Source organism: Streptomyces echinoruber (assembly GCF_014651135.1).
Lineage (GTDB): Bacteria > Actinomycetota > Actinomycetes > Streptomycetales > Streptomycetaceae > Streptomyces > Streptomyces echinoruber.
In genome coordinates this window covers 102397-118819 of the sequence record NZ_BMWH01000020.1, presented here as the reverse complement: position 1 = coordinate 118819, position 16423 = coordinate 102397, and the positions used below count along the sequence as shown (strand labels likewise).

The following is a 16423-nucleotide window of genomic DNA, read 5'->3' as shown; positions in this document are numbered from 1 at the left end:
TCGATGCCCTTGATCACTGGGAGTCCTCCGATCGGGGTGGGGCGGTGACCGCCTGGGCGACGGCGACCGCGGCGGCGATCCACGCCTGCTGGATCAGCTCGCCGAGGTCCTCCCAGGCGGGCATGGGCTCCCCGCGGTGATTCAGGCCGCCGGTCGTCTCTCCGTAGGCGGCGTAGGCGGTCCGGGCAAGGCCGGCACGGTCGGACATGATGCTCCCTTCAGGCGGGGATCCATACGCCGCCGCGCACCCACCCGTGGGTGCCGCAGCAGCGCCACAGCAGCGACGGTTCGAGGTGCAGGGGGTCGCGGGACACGAGTTGGTGCTTCCACGTGCCTGCGGCCACCCAGCGGCCCTGCGCCGTGCACCAGTGCCAGAACGTCGGGTCAGCCGTGTTGTCGATCCACCCGTAGTAGATGTCGTCGGTCAGCCGGGTCATGCCGACCATCTCCATCCCCGGCCAGGTGGAGGGCGGGGCGCCGCGGTCGCGGGCAGCCATGGGTCAGCCGCCGATGAGGTGCTGGGCGAGCCACGCGCAGAAGGTGGCGATGGCGGCGACGCCCGCCGGCCGCCAGGGGCGCAGCGGCTTGATCCCGGCCAGCTTGCGCAGCAGCTCGCTCGCGGTGTCGCCGCGGCGTCGGTTGGCGATGGCCAGGCCCTCGAGGACGGCGAACGCCACCAGCGGGATGGCCCACAGCCACAGGGGGAAGTCCACGTCAGCCTCCGGTCTGGTCGAGGTCGTCGAGGAGGGGCCCGCCGACGGTGAGCCGGATGAACCCGAGGGCCTGCCGGGTGAGGACGGCGACCTGGGCGATGGCGTCGTCGGTGGTGGCGGTGCCCGCGGCCACGGCGTCGAGGTAGGCCTGGTTGGTGGCGAGGTCCTGCCGCGCGCGTTCCAGGAGCGCGGCCTGGGTGGCGCGGCGCGCCGCGTCCGCGATGGCCTGGTCCGCGCTCGCGTTCTCCGCGTCGGTGAACGGGCGTTCTTCGACGAGGGCGCCGCAGTCGTAGCGGCGGTAGGTGCGGGAGGGCACGTCCCACTGCTCGACGATCGAGGCGTCCCGCCGCTCGGTCGTGAACGGGGGCGCCGTCGGGCTGCCGGCCGGTTCCCCTTCGCTGGCGCGCTGTCCGGTCATGCCTTGTAGGTGATGACGATGACCACGCCGTCGGCGCCCTTGGAGCCGGCGACGGCGGCCTGTGTGGCGCCGTTGGCCGGGCCGCTGGCGCCGCCGCCGTACGGGTAGCCGTCGAATCCGGTCGTTGTGGTCGCGGCCACGCCGGAGGAGCGGCGCATGCCTCCGAGGAAGGCGCCGCCGCCGTTGTTGTACTTCACGGGGACCGACGCGATGACCTGACCGTTGCCGCCGTCCCCGCCGGGGATCCTGAAGTTTCCGCCGGTGCCGCCCGTGCCGCCGTTGGCGCCGCCCAGACTGGCCGCGGACGTCGCGGTGGCTCCCTGGGCGCCGCTGCCGCCCATCGCGGTGATCAGGGCACCGAAGCTGGAGTTGCCGCCGTTGGCGCCGGAGTTCGCGCCGGCCGCGCCGCCCGCGCCGCCGACTCCGACCGTGATGGACTGGCTGGCCCCGGCAGCCGCCGCGGTGAAGAAACCGCGGGCGTACTCGCCGCCTCCGCCGCCCGGGGCGCACGCGGCCTGCCCGGAGCCGGTGGAGGCCACGCCGCCGGATCCGCCGCCCGCAGCCTGGACGTGGACCTCGACCCACAGGGCGCCCGCCGGCCGGGTCCAGGTGCCGGAGGAGGTGAACACCTGCACGTCCACACTGCCGGGGATCGCCGCATCAGCGCTGGTGGCCAGGCTCTGCAGCCACTCCCAGATGCGGGCGTGGTCGTTGGACTCGGGGTAGATGAGCCCTTTGCCGGTGGTCTGGCTCAACTCGATCTCCTCCAGTACAGCGTGAGCGTCCACGCAGCGGACCAGGAATCGCGCCCCGCGAGCCGGATGTACGGGTCGTCGGAGGCGACGGTGATGGCGAGGCCGCCGCGGGTGCCGTCGACCATGGCCTGACCCCACGAGGTGGGCAGGGTGAAGGTGGTCTCCCAGGGGCTGGCCTGATTGATCACACCGAGCGCCGGGCCCGTCGCGCTTTCGTTGAGGGTGGGGAAACCGCTCGGCCGGGTGGACTCGGAGACCAGGCGCAGCGTCGGGGAGCGCCGGCCGTAGTCGCCGGATACCAGCCGCCGCAGCCGCACGGTCGCCTTCGTCACCGTGGCCCCGGCGATCGACCTGGGTTTGCTGCCGTAAAAGGCGAACCCGCTGTTGCGGCCGTAGGAGCTGCCGCTGTAGCGGCCCTGGAAGGTATCGGCGCTGGTCGAACTGCCGAGGTCGGTGCGCCAGTGGCCGTCGCGCCACGTCGACGTGGCCACCGGCGAGCACACCAGCGTGCCGGTCGTCGTCGTGGGTTTCGGCGCGGGCGCCGGGTCGCTGACGACCGGTGGGCTGTCGTCGACCGCCGGCGGGGAGGGCGGCATGGCGGGTGCCGCGGTGAGGACGGCGATCGCCCAGTAGGTGGAGCCGCGGCGCAGGATGAGCAGCTTGTCCTTGGCGGCCACCGTCAGCCCCGGCACGACTCGCACCGCGACCTGGATGCCGCCGACGCTGGCCAGGCAGGCGCCGCTCGCGGAGGCGGTCACGGCCACCCCGTAGACGGCGCCCTGCCCGGCGAGGGAGACGCGGGTATCTGCCCAGTCGGCCATGGCTACAGCACCCTCACGGTCAGGCTCATCTCGCCGGGCGAGTAGGGCAGCGACAGGCCCTCGATCATGCACCGGGCGTTCGTCAGGCCCGCACCGGTGGCGGCGATGACGTCGCCGGTCATCAGCCCCGGGTGCGGCACCAGGCTGACCGTCAGCTTGCGGGAGGCGGCGCGCCGCAGCTGGAGCAGCTTGGAGGCCGCTGCCTTGCGGCACTGGGCGACGGTCGTCATCAGCGGCGAGCTGAACGTGTACGGCACGGGAAACGGATTGAAGGGCCCGCCGTACATGAACGGGCTGCGCGGGTCCGCGTCGTAGGCCACGCCCTGGATCTGGTTGCCGTTCGCGTCCTCGCCCTGCGCGATCACGCAGTTGAATGCGCCGTCCCGCGTTGTGCTGCCCTGCCAGCGGATGACGGTGCCGCCGGCGCCGTCGGTGAGGGACAGCACCGGGGTGCCGGTGTCGGTGAGCGGCTCGACCAGCAGTGTGCCGGCGGTGGTGACGTGGGCGTCGGCCGCCCACGCATCCAGGACCTCGCTCAGCGCGCCGAGCCGGTCGTCGTCCCACTGCATGCCGACGGGCACGGACTGGTCGGTCAGGCCGGGCCCGAACTCGACTGTGAGCGCGGGCTCGACCAGGCCACGGATCGTGGAGACGATCGTGCCGGACGGCTGGAACGGGGCGACGAACTTCGCCTCATCGACGAGGGTGAGCAGACCTTGCGCGGTGACGGAGACGGTGTCGCCGTCCGCGCCGGCCTCGGTGATCAGGAACCAGCCGCGGTCGATCCACTCGAACTCGCCGCCGATGTCGATGCCGTAGAGGATGCGCAGCTGCTGCCCGTAGGAGGCGAGCGGATGGTCCGGGTCGGCGCCCGGGTCCCAGTCGAAGCCGCGGTCCCGGCGCGGCACCGTGAGCGACACGCGCTCGGGCACGTTCAGGGACCGGTCGCGGTCCTCGCTGCCGTCCGCGACGGGGATGTCCGCGGCGAGCAGCTCGCCGCCCCGCCACGACTCCGCCCGCACCTTCATGGTGAAGCTGCGTTGCACGACCGACAGGGCGGTGGCCGACATGTCCAGCACGTCAGCCCCCGAAATCAAACAGGGCGATGGCCAGCAGGGTCGCGAAGTCGGCCGCCAGGTCGGCGAGGGTCGAGTAGTTGTCGGCCACGTCCTGGAGGGTGAAGCCCGCGGCCTCCAGCGTGTCGGGCCACGGCTCGCTCTCGGCGGTTTCCAGGTCCCACAGCCGGTAGGGGATGGACCAGGTGCGGTGCTCGTCGTCGCTGAGGATGGCGAGGTGGCCGTCGACGCCCGCGAGGGTGACCTGCTTGCGGATGAGGATCACGCCCTCGGTGGCGTTCTGCAGAACGTCCTGCAGGGCGTCGCCGTCGTCGTCGGTGTCGGTGGAGACGGTGACGGTGGCCTGCGCGCCGGAGCGGGGCTTGCCCACGGTGACCAGCCGGCCGCCGACGTTGAAGACGGTGGCGTCGCGGGTGCGTTTCTTGTCGTCCCAGTTCTCGATGAAGACCTTCGCGCCGGTGCCGCGGATCGCGTCGCTGATGACGTCGCCGTCCACGGTGGAGGTGATGGGCCCGGAGAACACCTGCCAGGAGTTGCCGTTGACGTCGGTCAGGGTCGCCCCGTAGTTGACGGGCACGCCGAGGGGCTGCTCGGCGTCCACGCGCAGGAGGACGTCCGCGCCGGTGGTGTCGATGCCGGAGGCCGCGCGGACCGGGGTCTGGTCGGTGCCGTACTGCCGGTAGACGCTGACGCTGGTGATGTCGTCACCCTCCAGGCCGGTGACGCTCACGAGGTTGCGCGGCGGGAACACGCTCTGCGGGGAGGCGTTGATGTCGCTGCTGGCCTCGCGGACGCGGAGCACGGCGCCGACGCCGGTGGCCGCGGCCGACAGGGTGGCCGTCACGGTCGGCGCCTGCGTACCGGTGCCGGCCGTCACCGTCGTCGTCGCCATCGAGAGCCGTGCGCCGTTGCCGCTGCTGATCTGGTCTGCCAGCCGGCTGGTGGCCGCCGCGTAGGTGATGCCGGTGGCGATCACGGCACGGGCCGATGCCGAAGCCGTCTGCGTGTTCCACCCGTAGGCGAGCACGCAGAAGTCGCCCGCTGCCCAGGTGAGCGCCGTCGAGCAGGCCGCGGAGAACGACGTGTCGGAGGTGGTGTCAATGCCGGCGGTGACCGCCCACCGCCAGCCGGTGCCGGCCGTGCGCGCCAGCGTGAACACCCGGGCGCCGATCGCCGAGCCGCTGCTGCCGGACGGGACCGCGGTGCTCGGGGCGCCGTCGCCGCCGGTCAGCTCCCGCGCGAACAGGGTGAGCCGCCGCAGGCCGGTGTTGAGGCCGAATGCGCCGGCGCCGCCGCTGAACGAGCCGACCAGCGACCACCCGGACGGGATGGACGGCACCGAGTCGTTGGGGTGCGCGGAGACCACCTGGCAGATGGCCAGCTGACCGGCGGCCGCGCCCGCGGGGAGCGCCGGGGTGACGGCGTTGGTGTGCTGCGCCAGCGCCCCTACGGCCACGTACGAGATGGTCATCGCCTCCCCACCTTCGCGCGGTACGCCTGTTCGCCGTGGCTGGCCTGGATCAGCGGCTTGGTCGTGACTCGGATCAGGTCCCGCAGTGCCGGGTCGTCGAAGTGCACATGAACCTCCGTGCCGCCGAGCTGGCCGCTGCCAAGGAGCTGGGCGAGCTGGGTGAAGGCGGCGTTGGCCCGGGCCGAGGACGCCCCGGCCGACGCGGCGTACGCGGTGGTGGCCAGGCGACGGCCGGCGGCTGCGACATGCGGCCGGTGCCGGTCCATGCCGACGACCATGCCGAGCGCGATCTGCTTGCCGACCTCGTCCCGCATCAGCACCGACGGGCTCTTGATCTTCAAGGCCTTCTTGATCTGCTTGACCAGGTCAGCGGCCAGCTTCGACATCTGCTTGGCCAGCGCCGCCTCCTGCGACTTCAGGCCCGCGAGGAAGCCCTTCCCGGCGTCCTTGCCGCTGTCGTACATCAAGTCGGCCATGTCCCGGCCGAAGGACGTCGCCAGCTTCCCGCCCGACTTGGCCAGCGAGTTCAGCTTGGCGATGTCCTGCGTCGTGACGTTCTTCGCGCCGAGGATCGTCGCGAGCTGGCTGCCCGGGCCGGCCTCGGACAGCTGGTCCAGCAGCTCCTTCGACGCGCCGCGCGCCTTCAGCGACCGCGTCAGCGCCACGAAGTTGCTGGCGGTCTTCTGCTGGCCCGTCATCTGCGAGATGAGGTCCTTGACGCTCATCGCAGACGTGCCGGAGATCGACAGGAAGTCGGTGATCTTCGATGCCTGATCGGAGGCGTACTCGTTCGCCTGGGCGATGGTCTTCTGGATGCCCGCCTTCTTGTCGGCGAGGGATGCCAGTTGGCCGCCCTTCTTCTGCACGCTGGAGGCGGTCTTGTTGTAGCCGGCGTTCAGCAGCTTCGTCGCCAGTGACTTGATCGCCGAGTTGATCGCCGACGCCGTGCCGGTGCTCAGCGTCTTCTGCAGGCCCGTTGCGATCGTGTTCGCGATCGACGTCTTCGCCGAGCGCTTGGCGTTCTTCAGCGAGATCTCGGCGGCTTGGAGCTCCTTCTGCGCGGCCCGCAGCCGCGCCTCCGCCGCGGCGACGCCCTTGTGGCGGCGCTTCGCCCGCGCCAGGGCGTCCCGGGCGTCCTCCACCTTCTCCCGGTCGCGGCGCACCCGGTCGGCGGCGTTCTGGATCGTGCCGGAGGCGTAGCCCGGCAGGCGGATCCCGTTGGCCTTGGCGATGGCCATCGAGTCCTGGTGGTTGAAGATGCGGGTGCCCTTCGGGGTCACCTGCATCAGCTCGGCGCCCTTCTCGCCGACCCAGGCCGTCTCGCCGAACTGCGCGAACCCGCCCTTGGCGTACCAGTGTGGGGAGCGCGACAGCCACGCCGAGTAGGCGTTGACCGGGTTGCCGTACCGGCTGGCGATGTAGGACAGGCCCCACTTGATCTGCGTGGCGGGGTTCGTGCGCCAGTCCGCTCCGGCCGACGCCATCTTGCTCGCCGGCAGCGACTGTGGGATGCCGTACGCGCCGCTGGATTTGTTCAGGGCGCGCTCGTTCCACCCGGACTCGCCCATCCACAGGTTCTTCAGCGCGGCCCACTGGGGGCCGGACCAGCCACGCGCGGCGGCGAGGACCTGGCCGATGCGCTGGTTGGCCGACGAGCTGCCGCCGCCACCGCCGCCCAGGCCCAGCATGCCCAGGATGTCCCCGCCGAGGCCGCCCAGCGCCCTCAGCGCCTTGCCGGGCAGGGACGTGATGCTGACCAGGCCCTTCTTCGCGATCGCCGCCAGTGCCTTGGGCAGGCTGCCGAAGATCTTCTTGGCGATCGCCGTGCCGTTGGTCTTGGCCATGCCCTTGATCAGGCCGGCGACCAGGTGGCCGCCGATGCCCATGAAGACCCGGGACGGCGAGCGGATGCCGAAGAACTTCTTCACGGCGCCGACCACGGGGTCGACGACGTGCTTCTTGATCCACGACGAGATGCCCTTGATCGCGCCGATGATCCCGGATTTGAAGCCGCCGATCAGCGAGGAGCCCTTGGACACCAGCCACGAGCTGGCCCTGCTGAACCGCGACGTGACGGGCGAGACGATGTGCGAGCTGGTCCAGCCGCCGATGGACCGGGCGACTCTGGTGATGCCCGTCTTGAAGCCGGAGACGAACGAAGCGCCCTTGGACAGCAGCCAGCTGCCGGCGCGTGAGAAGCGGCTCGTCGCCGGTGAGATGACGTGCGAGGAGACCCAGCCGGCAATGCCCTTCGCGCCGTTCACGATGCCCGTGCGCAGGCCTCCGACGAACGCCCGGCCCTTGGACAGCAGCCAGCTGCTGGCGCGCGCGAAGCGGCCCGTGGCCGGTGAGATGACGTGCGAGGAGACCCAGCCGGCGATGCCCTTCGCGCCGTTCACGATGCCCGTGCGCAGGCCTCCGACGAACGCCCGGCCCTTCGGCAGCAGCCAGCTGGCCGCCTTCGCGAACGGCTTCAGCAGGTGCGACACCAGCTCGGCGCCCTTGGCGATGACCCACCCGGCACCCTTGGCGAGACCGCTGCCCAGGCCCTTCGCGGCTGCCTTGCCCTTGTCCAGCAGCTTCAGGCCCAGCACACCGACCCGCGTGGTCAGGTGACTGGCCTCGCGTTCGATGATCCCGGCCGCGTGGGGGAAGACCTTGGCGAAGCCCTTCCACAGGTTCGAGCCGAAAAATTTGACGACCTTGCCCGCGGCCTTGGACAGCGGTTCGGTCACGTGGGAGATGCCGCGGAGCAGCGGCGCGAACATCTTCAGGACCGGGATGTGGCTGAGCACCTTGGACAGCGGCCCGGCGATCTTGCCGACGCCGATGAAGCTCAGCGTGGCGATGACCGTGTCCCACCAGTGCTTCTTCCAGAAGTCCACCGAGAACAGGTCCTGGCCGAAGGAAGCGACGAAGCCGATCGCGAAGCCCAGGCTCTTGCCGCCGACCTGCTTGCCGATGTCCACCCAGTCCAGGCCGGCGAGCGATTTGGCCAGCTGCTTGCCGAGCTTGCCGCCGTTCTTGGCCACCCACTGGAAGGCCTTGCCGAGCGCGCCGCCCAGCGCACTGCCGACCTTCGACCAGTCGGCGTCGCTGATGCCGCCGGTGACGGCCTTGCGGATCGTCTCCCCGACCCTCTGCGCGGCCGACTTGGGGGGCTTCGCCTTCGGGTGGATGAGCGGCGCGACCAGGCCGGAGCCGCCGTGCGGCTGCGGAGCCAGCGGCGGCCCGTGCACGCCGGTGGTGGGCGCGACCTGCCCGACGCCGTAGTGCGGCATCTGCTGCAGCGGCTTGCCGGGACCCTTCGCCGACGACGTCTGCCCCGATCCGAGGTGCGGCGCGCCGGTCAGCCGCCCCAAGGTCGTCTTGGGGAACTTGTCGATGCCCGTCGGCTTCTTGGGCTTCTTCTCGCCGCCGCCCAGGCCGAGGCCCTTGAAGAAGTCGGCGACCACGGACTTGGCCTCGCCGAAGTCCCGCTTGATCTTCCCGATCGGGATCAGGCTGCCCAGGGCGCTCTTGAAGCGCTGCGCCGCGGGCTTGCTGTAGCGGTCGACGAAGCTGGTGAAGCCGCGCGTCGCCGTGGTCAGGCCCGTCAGGCTCTTGGTGGCGAGCGAGAGAGCGCCCGTGTCGCCCACCGAGATCATCAGGCCTTCCCAGGCGTTCTTCAGCCTGGTGACCTCGCCCCGCCAGCCCTTCATCTGGATCTTGGAGATGCGGTCGGCGGTGCCGCCGGAGTGCTCCAGCTCCCTCGTCAGGGCGGCGAGCTTGTCCGATCCCTGCTGGATCAGCGCGGCCATACCCGGGCCGGCCCGCTGACCGAAGATGGTCATGATCTGCCCGGTCGTGGCCCCCTTCTTGGCCAGCTGGTCCACGATCTTCGTCAGCGGCAGCAGATGCCCGTCGGCCGTACGGACGCTGACACCCAGCTTGTCCAGCGTCTCCTGCACCTGATGCGTCGGCGCCAGCAGACGCGTGACCGCACCACGCAGCGCCGTACCGGCCATCGACGCCTTGATGCCGGCGTTGCCCATCAGGGCCATCGAGGCGACCGCTTCCTCGAACTGCAGGTGCGCCTGGTGGGCGATAGGGCCCGCGTACTTGAATGCCTCACCCAGGTCATCGACGCTGGTGTTGGCCTTCACCGACGCCTTCACCATGGCGTCGATGGCGTGCGGCATCTGCTTGACGGTCATGCCGTAGCCGGTCATGACGGACGTCGAGATCTCCGCAGCCCGGGTCAGGTCCAGCTGCTCGCTGGACGCCAGCGCCAGCACGCTCGGCATCGAGCCGTAGATCTGATTGACGTTCAGACCCGCGGTGGCCAGCTGCGCCATCGCGTCCGCGGACTGCGCCGCCCCGTACTGGGTGCTGCGGCCGAGCTCCTTGGCCTGGTTGCGGAGCTTCTCCAGCTGCGAACCGGTCGCACCCGACAGGGCCTCGACGCGGTTCATGTTCTTCTCGAAGTCGCCCGCCATCTTCAGCACGGACGCCCCGAGCCCGGCCGTGGCGACGGTGCCCGCCGCGAAGCCCCGGCGGAGCGCCGCCCCGAGCCCCGTCGCGGTCCGGTTCAGCCCGTGCGCCGCACCGCTGACCCGCGCGAACGTGCGGGAGGCGTTGTCGCGGGCGATCAGGTCCCACACGACACGGCTGGTACGCGTCGACACGCCGCGCCACCTCCCTCACAAGGTGTCGGGGCGCGGCAGCGCCAGTCAGCTGGACAGAGAGGGCGGGTGCGGCAGGAGCGAGCGGGCTACGTGAGGTCGCGGGCGACGGCGTCGGCGGCCCGCTGGATGTTGCGCTGCGCGGCGAGCCCCATCGGCTCGACCGTCCGGTAGAAGTACGGCTTGGGCTGCTGACGCACCCACACCTCGCGGTTGCCGTACACGGGGTGTCGCCAGGGCTTCTTCACGCCCTCCATGTAGGCCTGGAGCGCCTTCTGCTTGTCGGGCATCTTGCGGCCGTCGACGCGCAGCCGGACGCCCGCGTCCCGCCCGGTCGTGCGCACCTCGAGCTTCACGGCCCGCGACATGCGGCCCCGCAGCCCGTCCGCGCGGTAGCCCTGCTTGGAGGGGATCTGCTGGATCGCCCGCCTGACCGCGGGCACCATCGGCTTCCCGGCGGCGCGCAGCTCCTGCCGGAACCGCTTCTTCAGCTCGGGGTTGTTCATGCGCCGCAGCTCCGCGGCGATCCGCGCCAGGTCCCGCCCGCTGCGCAGGCGTACATCAGCGACCATTGCCCCTCCTTGATCGATTTGACCCCGTTTGAGGCTGGTGGGACCATCCGCGCATCAAGTGCTCAACCCTGGGGGGAAGTTATGCGTACCGCAGCCACAGCGGTGATCAGCGGAGTGGTCGGGATCGCGGTCGGAGCCGCCGGGTGGGCTGTGTTCGGCCCCGAGAAGACCGCCGACACGCGCACCAGCCCGGCCGTCCACGCCAGCCCGGCCAAGCGTCCCGCGACCACGGCCGGCGCCCGCCACTACGCGTCAGCGCAGGACATCGCCGACGCCTTGGACAAGGCCGGCTTCACGGTGTCCATGCTGCACAAGGACACCGAGAGCACCTACATCACACAAGTCGGCGGCACCGCCTACGACTTCACCGTCACCGACAAGGCCGGCCAGCCTGCCGCCGGGGACAGCGGCATCAACATGTTCCCCAACCAGCAGGCGCTCGCGGCCTGGGCCGAGCTGTCCAAGTCGATGGGGGGCATCGCGGTCACCGGGGACACGTGGGCGGTCAGCCTCGCGACCGGCAGCGACCAGGCGCGCGCCGACAGCCAGCGCCTGGCCCCCAGGATCGCCCAGGCGCTCGGCGGCTCCGTGCAGCGCTGACTACTCCGGCAGGCCCGCCTCCTTGGCGAGCTGGTCGGAGACGTCGGCGAGGATGTCGAACTCGTCGAGGGTCAGGGCGCCGATGTCGGCGGGGGTGTACTTGAAGTGGTAGGCGAAGGCTCCGAGGTAGCTGAAGTATCTGGCGTCGGGGTCGTCCCAGTCTCGCCAGAGGCGGGCGTAGGGTCCGGCTCCGACTGCACCTCGGCCTGGTCAGCGGCCTGCTCGGCTTCGGGGGCGACGAACTCCATCTCGAACTCGAAGTCGGCGTAGTCGAGGCTGTCCAGGTCGGAGAAGCGCAGCGTCTCGCCAGCGCGTTTCTTCGCCAGGTAGATCAGGAAGGCGATCGCGTCCGGGTCACTTTCGTCGAGCGCGGCGAACCACTTCGGCGGTGTGAACCCGGTGTGCGCCTTGAGCTCGCGGGCCTCGGCGACGAGCAGCCGGTCTCCGTCGTACTCGTACTGGGTGCCCTCGACGGTCAGCTTGACGATCACAGTGTGGAGTCTCCCGAGACGATGCGGACCTGGATGGGCGGGTTGGTCTCGTCGCTGTAGGCCTCGAAGTCCGTGTTCATCTGCACGATGTCGGGGCCGCCGACGTTCGGCGCCGCGGACTTCAGCTTCACCGCCGGGAGGATGATCTCCAGCAGGTCGTTGCTGCCGGACGCACCGATCGGGTCGCCGGTGAGGGTGAGCACCAGCGCCGTGGTGGCATTGTTCGTGAACAGGTCGTACAGCTCGGCCTTGTTGAACTCGGCGTTCAGGCTGCCGGTGATGGTGGGGGTGTCGTTCTCCAGCTGCTCGGCCTTCAGGCCGCCGTTGCCGATGCCGTACCGGTCGGCCGCCATGGGCGCCTGGCCCTGCACGCTCACCTCAGTGACGACGGTCGCCACCGCGGTGTTGCCGCTCACGCTCGTCTTGCCGCTCGTGGTGGAGACGGTGCCGCCGAGCTTCAGCGTGGCGCCCGCGAAGGAGAACACCTTCGAGCCGGACAGGTACGACGGGGCGGCGAGCGCGGTCCCCGTGTCCTCGTTGCGCCCGTCGAAGGTGAGCTTCAGGGTGGGGATCGCGTTGTCGGAGACGCTGAACTCCCACTGCGTGATCTTGCAGCCGGTGTAGGTGAACGGCCGCACGATGCCCGTCGACGGCTCGGGCCGGCCGACCTGGACGGTGAGCCCCTTGCCCCGGAAGTCACCGGGGACGTGCACCTGCTCATACGCCGGCGTCGTGAGCGCGGTCGGCGCCGTCAGCGCGGAGCCCAGGGCGTGCTTCCACAGCAGGCCCATGCCCCGGGTGGCGTGCTCCAGGGTGACGTCACCCGCCACCGACCTGCGGGAGATGCTGACCCGGCTGGCCCGCTTGTACTTGGTGCCCACGCGCAGCCCGGTCGGCTCCAGGAACGAGGGGTCGAGCTTGATGCCTTCCTCGTTGAACTCGTACGCGTGGTCGGGGGTCACCGCGGTGCCCCACGTCGTCTCCGCCCCGACCATCAGCTGTGCGTCGAGGCCCGATCCAGTCGGCATCAGCTGTCACCACCCTTCTCCTGCGCGGCCTCCGTGGCGGCCTTCTTGGTGCTGGGCTTCTCGACGGCCCAGCGGGACTTGGGGAAGGCGCGGGCCTGGTCGCCCTCGCCGCACACGTAGGCGTCGTCGGTCTCCTTCAGGGGCCCGGCGACGGTGATGATCTGCCCGGCGTCCACCGGGAGGCTGTTGGGGCTGTCCGGGGGCGCGTACAGGTGCACGGCCTCCCCGAGGTTGCGCAGGCGTACGGCGCCCATCGGCTCTCTCCTCGCTCAGGCGGTCAGATGCGGGTGGTGCAGGTCAGGGTGAAGGGCATGCGGCCCTGCACCCCGCGGTCGGTCTGCTCGGTGTGGAAGGCGGTCTCGGAGATGCCGCACACGGTGGGCGGCGGCAGGCCGAGCGACGGGTTGGCGCGCACGGCGGCCTCCACCTCGGCGAAGATCTCGAACGTGCGGATGCGGCAGGCGCGCACGTCGGTGTTGCCGGGGCGGACCAGGACGACGCAGGTGAGGAGGATGTCCTCGTTCTTGGCGTGCGCGCCGAGCCCGGCCCACTGCTGGCTCGTCTGCGCGGTCTGGAACTCGCCCTCGGGGTCGGCGTCGTAGCCGACGAACACCCACTCGCTGGCCGCGCTCGCGGTGACGAGGGGCCCGTCGACGACCTGCACACCGGTCAGGCCGGGCGCGGCCTGCAGCACGGCCACGAACGCGTCGATCAGCTCCGGCACCCGGGACGGGCTCGCCATCTACGCCACCCCCGGCAGGGGCGCATCGAGCAGCTCCAGGGCGCGCCGGGGCAGGGCGAAGCCGCGGCCGGAGAGGTACTCCGGCTCGTCGCTGCCGCCCGGCACGGCACCCATGCGGCCGCGCTGGGTCTCCCACAGGTGCTGAGTGATGATGAGCGTGGCCAGCTGGTAGTCGTCCGGCACGATCCGCAGGCCGGCCGTGTAGATGAAGTCGATGTCGCCGACCAGCGGGGCCGCGCCGGGCCGGGCGGTGACCAGGCCGCTGTCGGTGTCCACGTCGAGGTCGTCGGCCGTCCACGTGGTCGCGCCGTCCGCGCTGACCGCGCTCGTCACCGTGAGGACGGGCACGTGGCTGAGCAGCACCCGCCCGCCGCGGGCGGTGCGCCGCTCGGTGAAGGTGCGGCGTGCGACGATCCGGCCGAGGTGCCGCTCCACGGCGAGGCTGGCGCCGGTGATGAACCCGCGCAGCTTCTCGTCGTCCGCAGTGTCGGAGGCCGCGAGGCCGAGCTGCTTCTTCGCGTCGGCCAGCGACACGATCGCGACCGGAGTCTGGTCGCGCACGTCGAACACGTCGCTGTAGGCGTTGGCGTAGACACCGGTGGCCACCCAGCGCACCAGGTGACGGCCGGCCTGCGTGGTGGCGTAGTCGTAGGTGTAGGTGCCGGGGCTGGTCGGGGGGATCGGCGAGACAGTGACCGTGGAGTCGTCCGGCAGTGTGATCGTCAGCGCCATGGATCCGGCGTTGACGGGGGTCCCGCCGGCGTCGGTGACGGTGACGGCGAGCGGCACGACGTCGCCGAGGTCGTACGCCATGTCAGCCCCCGCTCATGCCGGGCCCGGTGCGGGCAAGGTGGGTCAGGGTCGGTGCGGTCCGCTCGGTGGCCGCCAGGCGCGCCTTGCGCAGGAGGTTGAAGTTGTCGAACTCGCAGTAGTCGCCGGTACCGCTGTCGCGGTGCCCGGCCAGGATCACCACCAGGTTGGTGTCCGCCGTCCAGGCCGGTGACGGTGCGGTGCGGCGCGTCGTCCAGGTGGCGCCGTCCGCGGAGGTGTCCCAGGCGAGCGTCCCTGCCGTCTCGCGCAGCCGCACCCACGCGTGCGTGCTGGGCGAGTACGGCAGCGTGACCTCGTTCGGGTCGGTGTAGCCGGTCCGCGCGATCAGGTGCAGCACGCCGGTGACGGCGTTGAGGCTGAACCCGGCGTCGGTGCCGCCCACGCTGCTCAACACGAGGACCTCCGCCAGTGCCTCGACCGCGGCGCCGCCGGCCGCCGGGGCGTACATGCGGCAGGCGGCCTGGGAGCCGGCCAGGGTGTAGACGGGTGCGGACGCGTAGGCGGAGTAGTCCGTGGTGCAGGGCACCCGGGCCCGGCCGCCTGCCTCGGTGACATCGCCGTACGACCCGGGCCACTTGGCCGGGTCGCGTACACCGTCGTCGAAGTCGTCGACGAGCGTGCCGAGCGCGGGCACGTCACTCCTGCGGCTTCGCGGGGGCCGTCTTCTTCGCCGCGGTCTTCCGCGCCGGAGCCTTCTGCGCGGCCGGCTTCGGTTCGACGGCCGCCTCCGGCGGAGGGGCGGCGGCCGTCGTCTCCGCCTCGCCCGGCTCCGGCCGCTGCACGGGCGCCTCGGCCTCGTCGGCGTCGACGTCGACGCCGTAGCGGTCGCGGAGGATCGCAGCGACCCGAGCCGCGTCCTCGTGCCGGCCGGCCTGCTTGTAGCTGCGGTACTCATCGACGTAGGCGGCCTTGTAGTCCGCATCGACGTCCCGCAGCTCGCCGCTCTTACCTGATTTCTGCGACCTGCTCACAGCCAAGGTCGGCCACCTCCTTGTAGTACCTCTGCTTCTGCTGCTGACGGTGCTGGGGGCGCTGCCGTGTCCGGTGCTCCAGCCGCACATCCCAGAGGGCTTCGGCGGGCTCCGGCGTGTGTACGGTGCTGTTCCCGACCAGGACCCGCTTCCCGTGCTCGCCAGGGGCGGTGACGACGTAGTGGGCCTGTTCGATGGCCAGCCCGGGCAGCGCGCGGAACAGGCAGCGGAACGGGTGCTGGCTGCCGTCGTCGCGGTCCCAGATCGTCACCTCGGCAACGTCCAGGCGGCTCGCGGCGAGCAGCTCGCGCGTGTCTGGCGGCACGTCGGTGAGGACCTCGTCGGCGTCGATGCGCAGCAGCCAGTCCGCCGCCGTCGTCATCGGCGCGGCGAGCCGGAACATGAAGTCCCGCTTCTCGACCTCGCCGCCCCACCACGGCTGCCGCGGGACGTGGATCGTGCAGCCGATCCCGGCGCCGGCCGCGGTGCGAGCGATGGTGTCGGCCTGCTCGCTGCCGGAGGCCGGGCGCCGCGTGCTACCGGGGAAGAGGGCGTACGGGCCGTCGATGGCGATGAGGTGATCGCACAGCTTGGCCGCGGAGGCGACGCACTCGGCCAGCCACGAGGCGGGCTCTTCGTACCAGGACAGCAGGCCGATGATCCTCATGCGTGGATCCCCAGCCAGCCGCCGCGCGGGTTGCGCAGGAACACCCCCGGCAGGCCCGCCGCCTCCACAGCGCGCCGCATCTTGTGGTGGAAAGTGTCCTCGGCGTGACCGTTGCCGCAGTCGTGCACGAGGCACACCGAGCCCGGCTTGCCGCGCTCCACCCACCGCGCCAATTCCCGGAAGCGATACTCCGGCGCACTGTCGAGGATCACCAGGTCCGCGGCGGCCATGTGCCCGGCCGTGGGGGTGCCTTGGACCGGGTCAGCCGGTGGTCGCCGCCACTTTGGGTCTGCCTCGAAGCCCAGGTAGGTGCAGGCGCCGAGGTTGAGGTGTTCGGTGAGCCGTCCGACACCGACACCGGTCTCCAGCACGACCGCCGGCCGAAGCATGCGCTGGAGCATGCCCGCGAACCGGCAGAAATCCTGCTCAGGCGAGTAGGAATCCCACGCGAGCCAGCCCGCCTCCGCGTGCGGGGTGAATGCCTGCTCGTCTTGCACCGGCAGTCCCACGGGCTCACACAACCGCGATCCACGAGAGGACACCGGCGTTCTCCGGGCCGGACGTCAGCAGGACCGTCCGCGTCGCCGTGACCGTGGCGGTTCC

At 71.2% G+C, this 16423-nt stretch carries 20 protein-coding genes; 1 reads left to right on the top strand and 19 read right to left on the bottom strand.

The window, feature by feature from the left end; translation table 11 throughout:
- Positions 1-13: 13 nt before the first annotated feature.
- The 10 genes from IE225_RS22350 to IE225_RS22305 form a co-directional block, all read right to left on the bottom strand.
- Entirely contained in the window at positions 14-208 is a 195-nt protein-coding gene (locus IE225_RS22350) for a hypothetical protein (protein WP_190059389.1), read from the bottom strand.
- A gap of 10 nt (positions 209-218) precedes the next feature.
- Complete coding sequence (locus IE225_RS22345) at positions 219-497, bottom strand: hypothetical protein (protein ID WP_190059388.1); 279 nt, start codon at positions 495-497, stop codon at positions 219-221.
- Positions 498-500: 3 nt separating this feature from the next.
- Positions 501-713, bottom strand: coding sequence for a hypothetical protein (locus IE225_RS22340; protein ID WP_190059387.1), 213 nt, complete (start codon positions 711-713; stop codon positions 501-503).
- 1 nt (position 714) lies between these two features.
- Positions 715-1131, bottom strand: a complete 417-nt coding sequence (locus IE225_RS22335; RefSeq protein WP_190059386.1) for a hypothetical protein — start codon at positions 1129-1131, stop codon at positions 715-717.
- A complete protein-coding gene (locus tag IE225_RS22330) occupies positions 1128-1886 on the bottom strand; it encodes a glycine-rich domain-containing protein (RefSeq protein WP_190059385.1) in 759 nt (252 codons plus the stop codon). Before IE225_RS22330 ends, IE225_RS22335 begins: the two co-directional genes overlap by 4 nt.
- Positions 1883-2707, bottom strand: a complete 825-nt coding sequence (locus tag IE225_RS22325; protein ID WP_190059384.1) for a hypothetical protein — start codon at positions 2705-2707, stop codon at positions 1883-1885. The genes IE225_RS22330 and IE225_RS22325 overlap by 4 nt, the downstream gene beginning before the upstream one ends.
- 2 nt (positions 2708-2709) lie before the next feature.
- Entirely contained in the window at positions 2710-3777 is a 1068-nt protein-coding gene (locus tag IE225_RS22320) for a DUF5047 domain-containing protein (RefSeq protein ID WP_190059383.1), read from the bottom strand.
- Positions 3778-3787: 10 nt separating this feature from the next.
- Entirely contained in the window at positions 3788-5254 is a 1467-nt protein-coding gene (locus IE225_RS22315; protein ID WP_190059382.1) for a hypothetical protein, read from the bottom strand.
- Positions 5251-9921 (bottom strand): phage tail tape measure protein, encoded by a 4671-nt coding sequence (locus IE225_RS22310; protein WP_190059381.1) that lies wholly within the window; start codon positions 9919-9921, stop codon positions 5251-5253. Before IE225_RS22310 ends, IE225_RS22315 begins: the two co-directional genes overlap by 4 nt.
- 86 nt (positions 9922-10007) lie before the next feature.
- Complete coding sequence (locus IE225_RS22305; protein WP_190059380.1) at positions 10008-10490, bottom strand: hypothetical protein; 483 nt, start codon at positions 10488-10490, stop codon at positions 10008-10010.
- Between the two features lie 81 nt (positions 10491-10571).
- On the opposite strand from IE225_RS22305, the gene IE225_RS22300 reads away from it, so the two are divergent.
- Positions 10572-11090: a hypothetical protein gene (locus tag IE225_RS22300; protein ID WP_190059379.1), complete on the top strand. Its 519-nt coding sequence runs from the start codon at positions 10572-10574 to the stop codon at positions 11088-11090.
- Positions 11091-11161: 71 nt separating this feature from the next.
- On the opposite strand, the gene IE225_RS22295 is transcribed toward IE225_RS22300, so the two are convergent.
- The 9 genes from IE225_RS22295 to IE225_RS22255 are packed head-to-tail and all read right to left on the bottom strand — an operon-like array spanning position 11162 to position 16329.
- The gene (locus IE225_RS22295) at positions 11162-11581 is read right to left on the bottom strand and encodes a hypothetical protein (RefSeq protein WP_190059378.1); all 420 of its coding nucleotides are present in this window, start codon (positions 11579-11581) and stop codon (positions 11162-11164) included.
- Positions 11578-12609 (bottom strand): phage tail tube protein, encoded by a 1032-nt coding sequence (locus tag IE225_RS22290; RefSeq protein WP_190059377.1) that lies wholly within the window; start codon positions 12607-12609, stop codon positions 11578-11580. The genes IE225_RS22295 and IE225_RS22290 overlap by 4 nt, the downstream gene beginning before the upstream one ends.
- Positions 12609-12863 (bottom strand): hypothetical protein, encoded by a 255-nt coding sequence (locus IE225_RS22285; protein ID WP_190059376.1) that lies wholly within the window; start codon positions 12861-12863, stop codon positions 12609-12611. The genes IE225_RS22290 and IE225_RS22285 overlap by 1 nt, the downstream gene beginning before the upstream one ends.
- A gap of 23 nt (positions 12864-12886) precedes the next feature.
- Complete coding sequence (locus IE225_RS22280; protein ID WP_190059375.1) at positions 12887-13351, bottom strand: hypothetical protein; 465 nt, start codon at positions 13349-13351, stop codon at positions 12887-12889.
- On the bottom strand, positions 13352-14164 hold the full coding sequence (locus IE225_RS22275) for a head-tail connector protein (RefSeq protein ID WP_190059374.1): 813 nt from the start codon (positions 14162-14164) through the stop codon (positions 13352-13354).
- Position 14165: 1 nt separating this feature from the next.
- Positions 14166-14816: a hypothetical protein gene (locus tag IE225_RS22270; RefSeq protein ID WP_190059373.1), complete on the bottom strand. Its 651-nt coding sequence runs from the start codon at positions 14814-14816 to the stop codon at positions 14166-14168.
- Position 14817: 1 nt separating this feature from the next.
- Positions 14818-15159, bottom strand: a complete 342-nt coding sequence (locus tag IE225_RS22265; RefSeq protein ID WP_190059372.1) for a hypothetical protein — start codon at positions 15157-15159, stop codon at positions 14818-14820.
- Positions 15128-15820 carry a glycosyltransferase family protein gene (locus tag IE225_RS22260; RefSeq protein WP_190059371.1) on the bottom strand — a complete coding sequence of 231 codons (693 nt, stop codon included), beginning with the start codon at positions 15818-15820 and terminating at the stop codon, positions 15128-15130. The genes IE225_RS22265 and IE225_RS22260 overlap by 32 nt, the downstream gene beginning before the upstream one ends.
- Positions 15817-16329 carry a hypothetical protein gene (locus IE225_RS22255; RefSeq protein ID WP_190059370.1) on the bottom strand — a complete coding sequence of 171 codons (513 nt, stop codon included), beginning with the start codon at positions 16327-16329 and terminating at the stop codon, positions 15817-15819. The genes IE225_RS22260 and IE225_RS22255 overlap by 4 nt, the downstream gene beginning before the upstream one ends.
- Between the last annotated feature and the right edge of the window lie 94 nt (positions 16330-16423).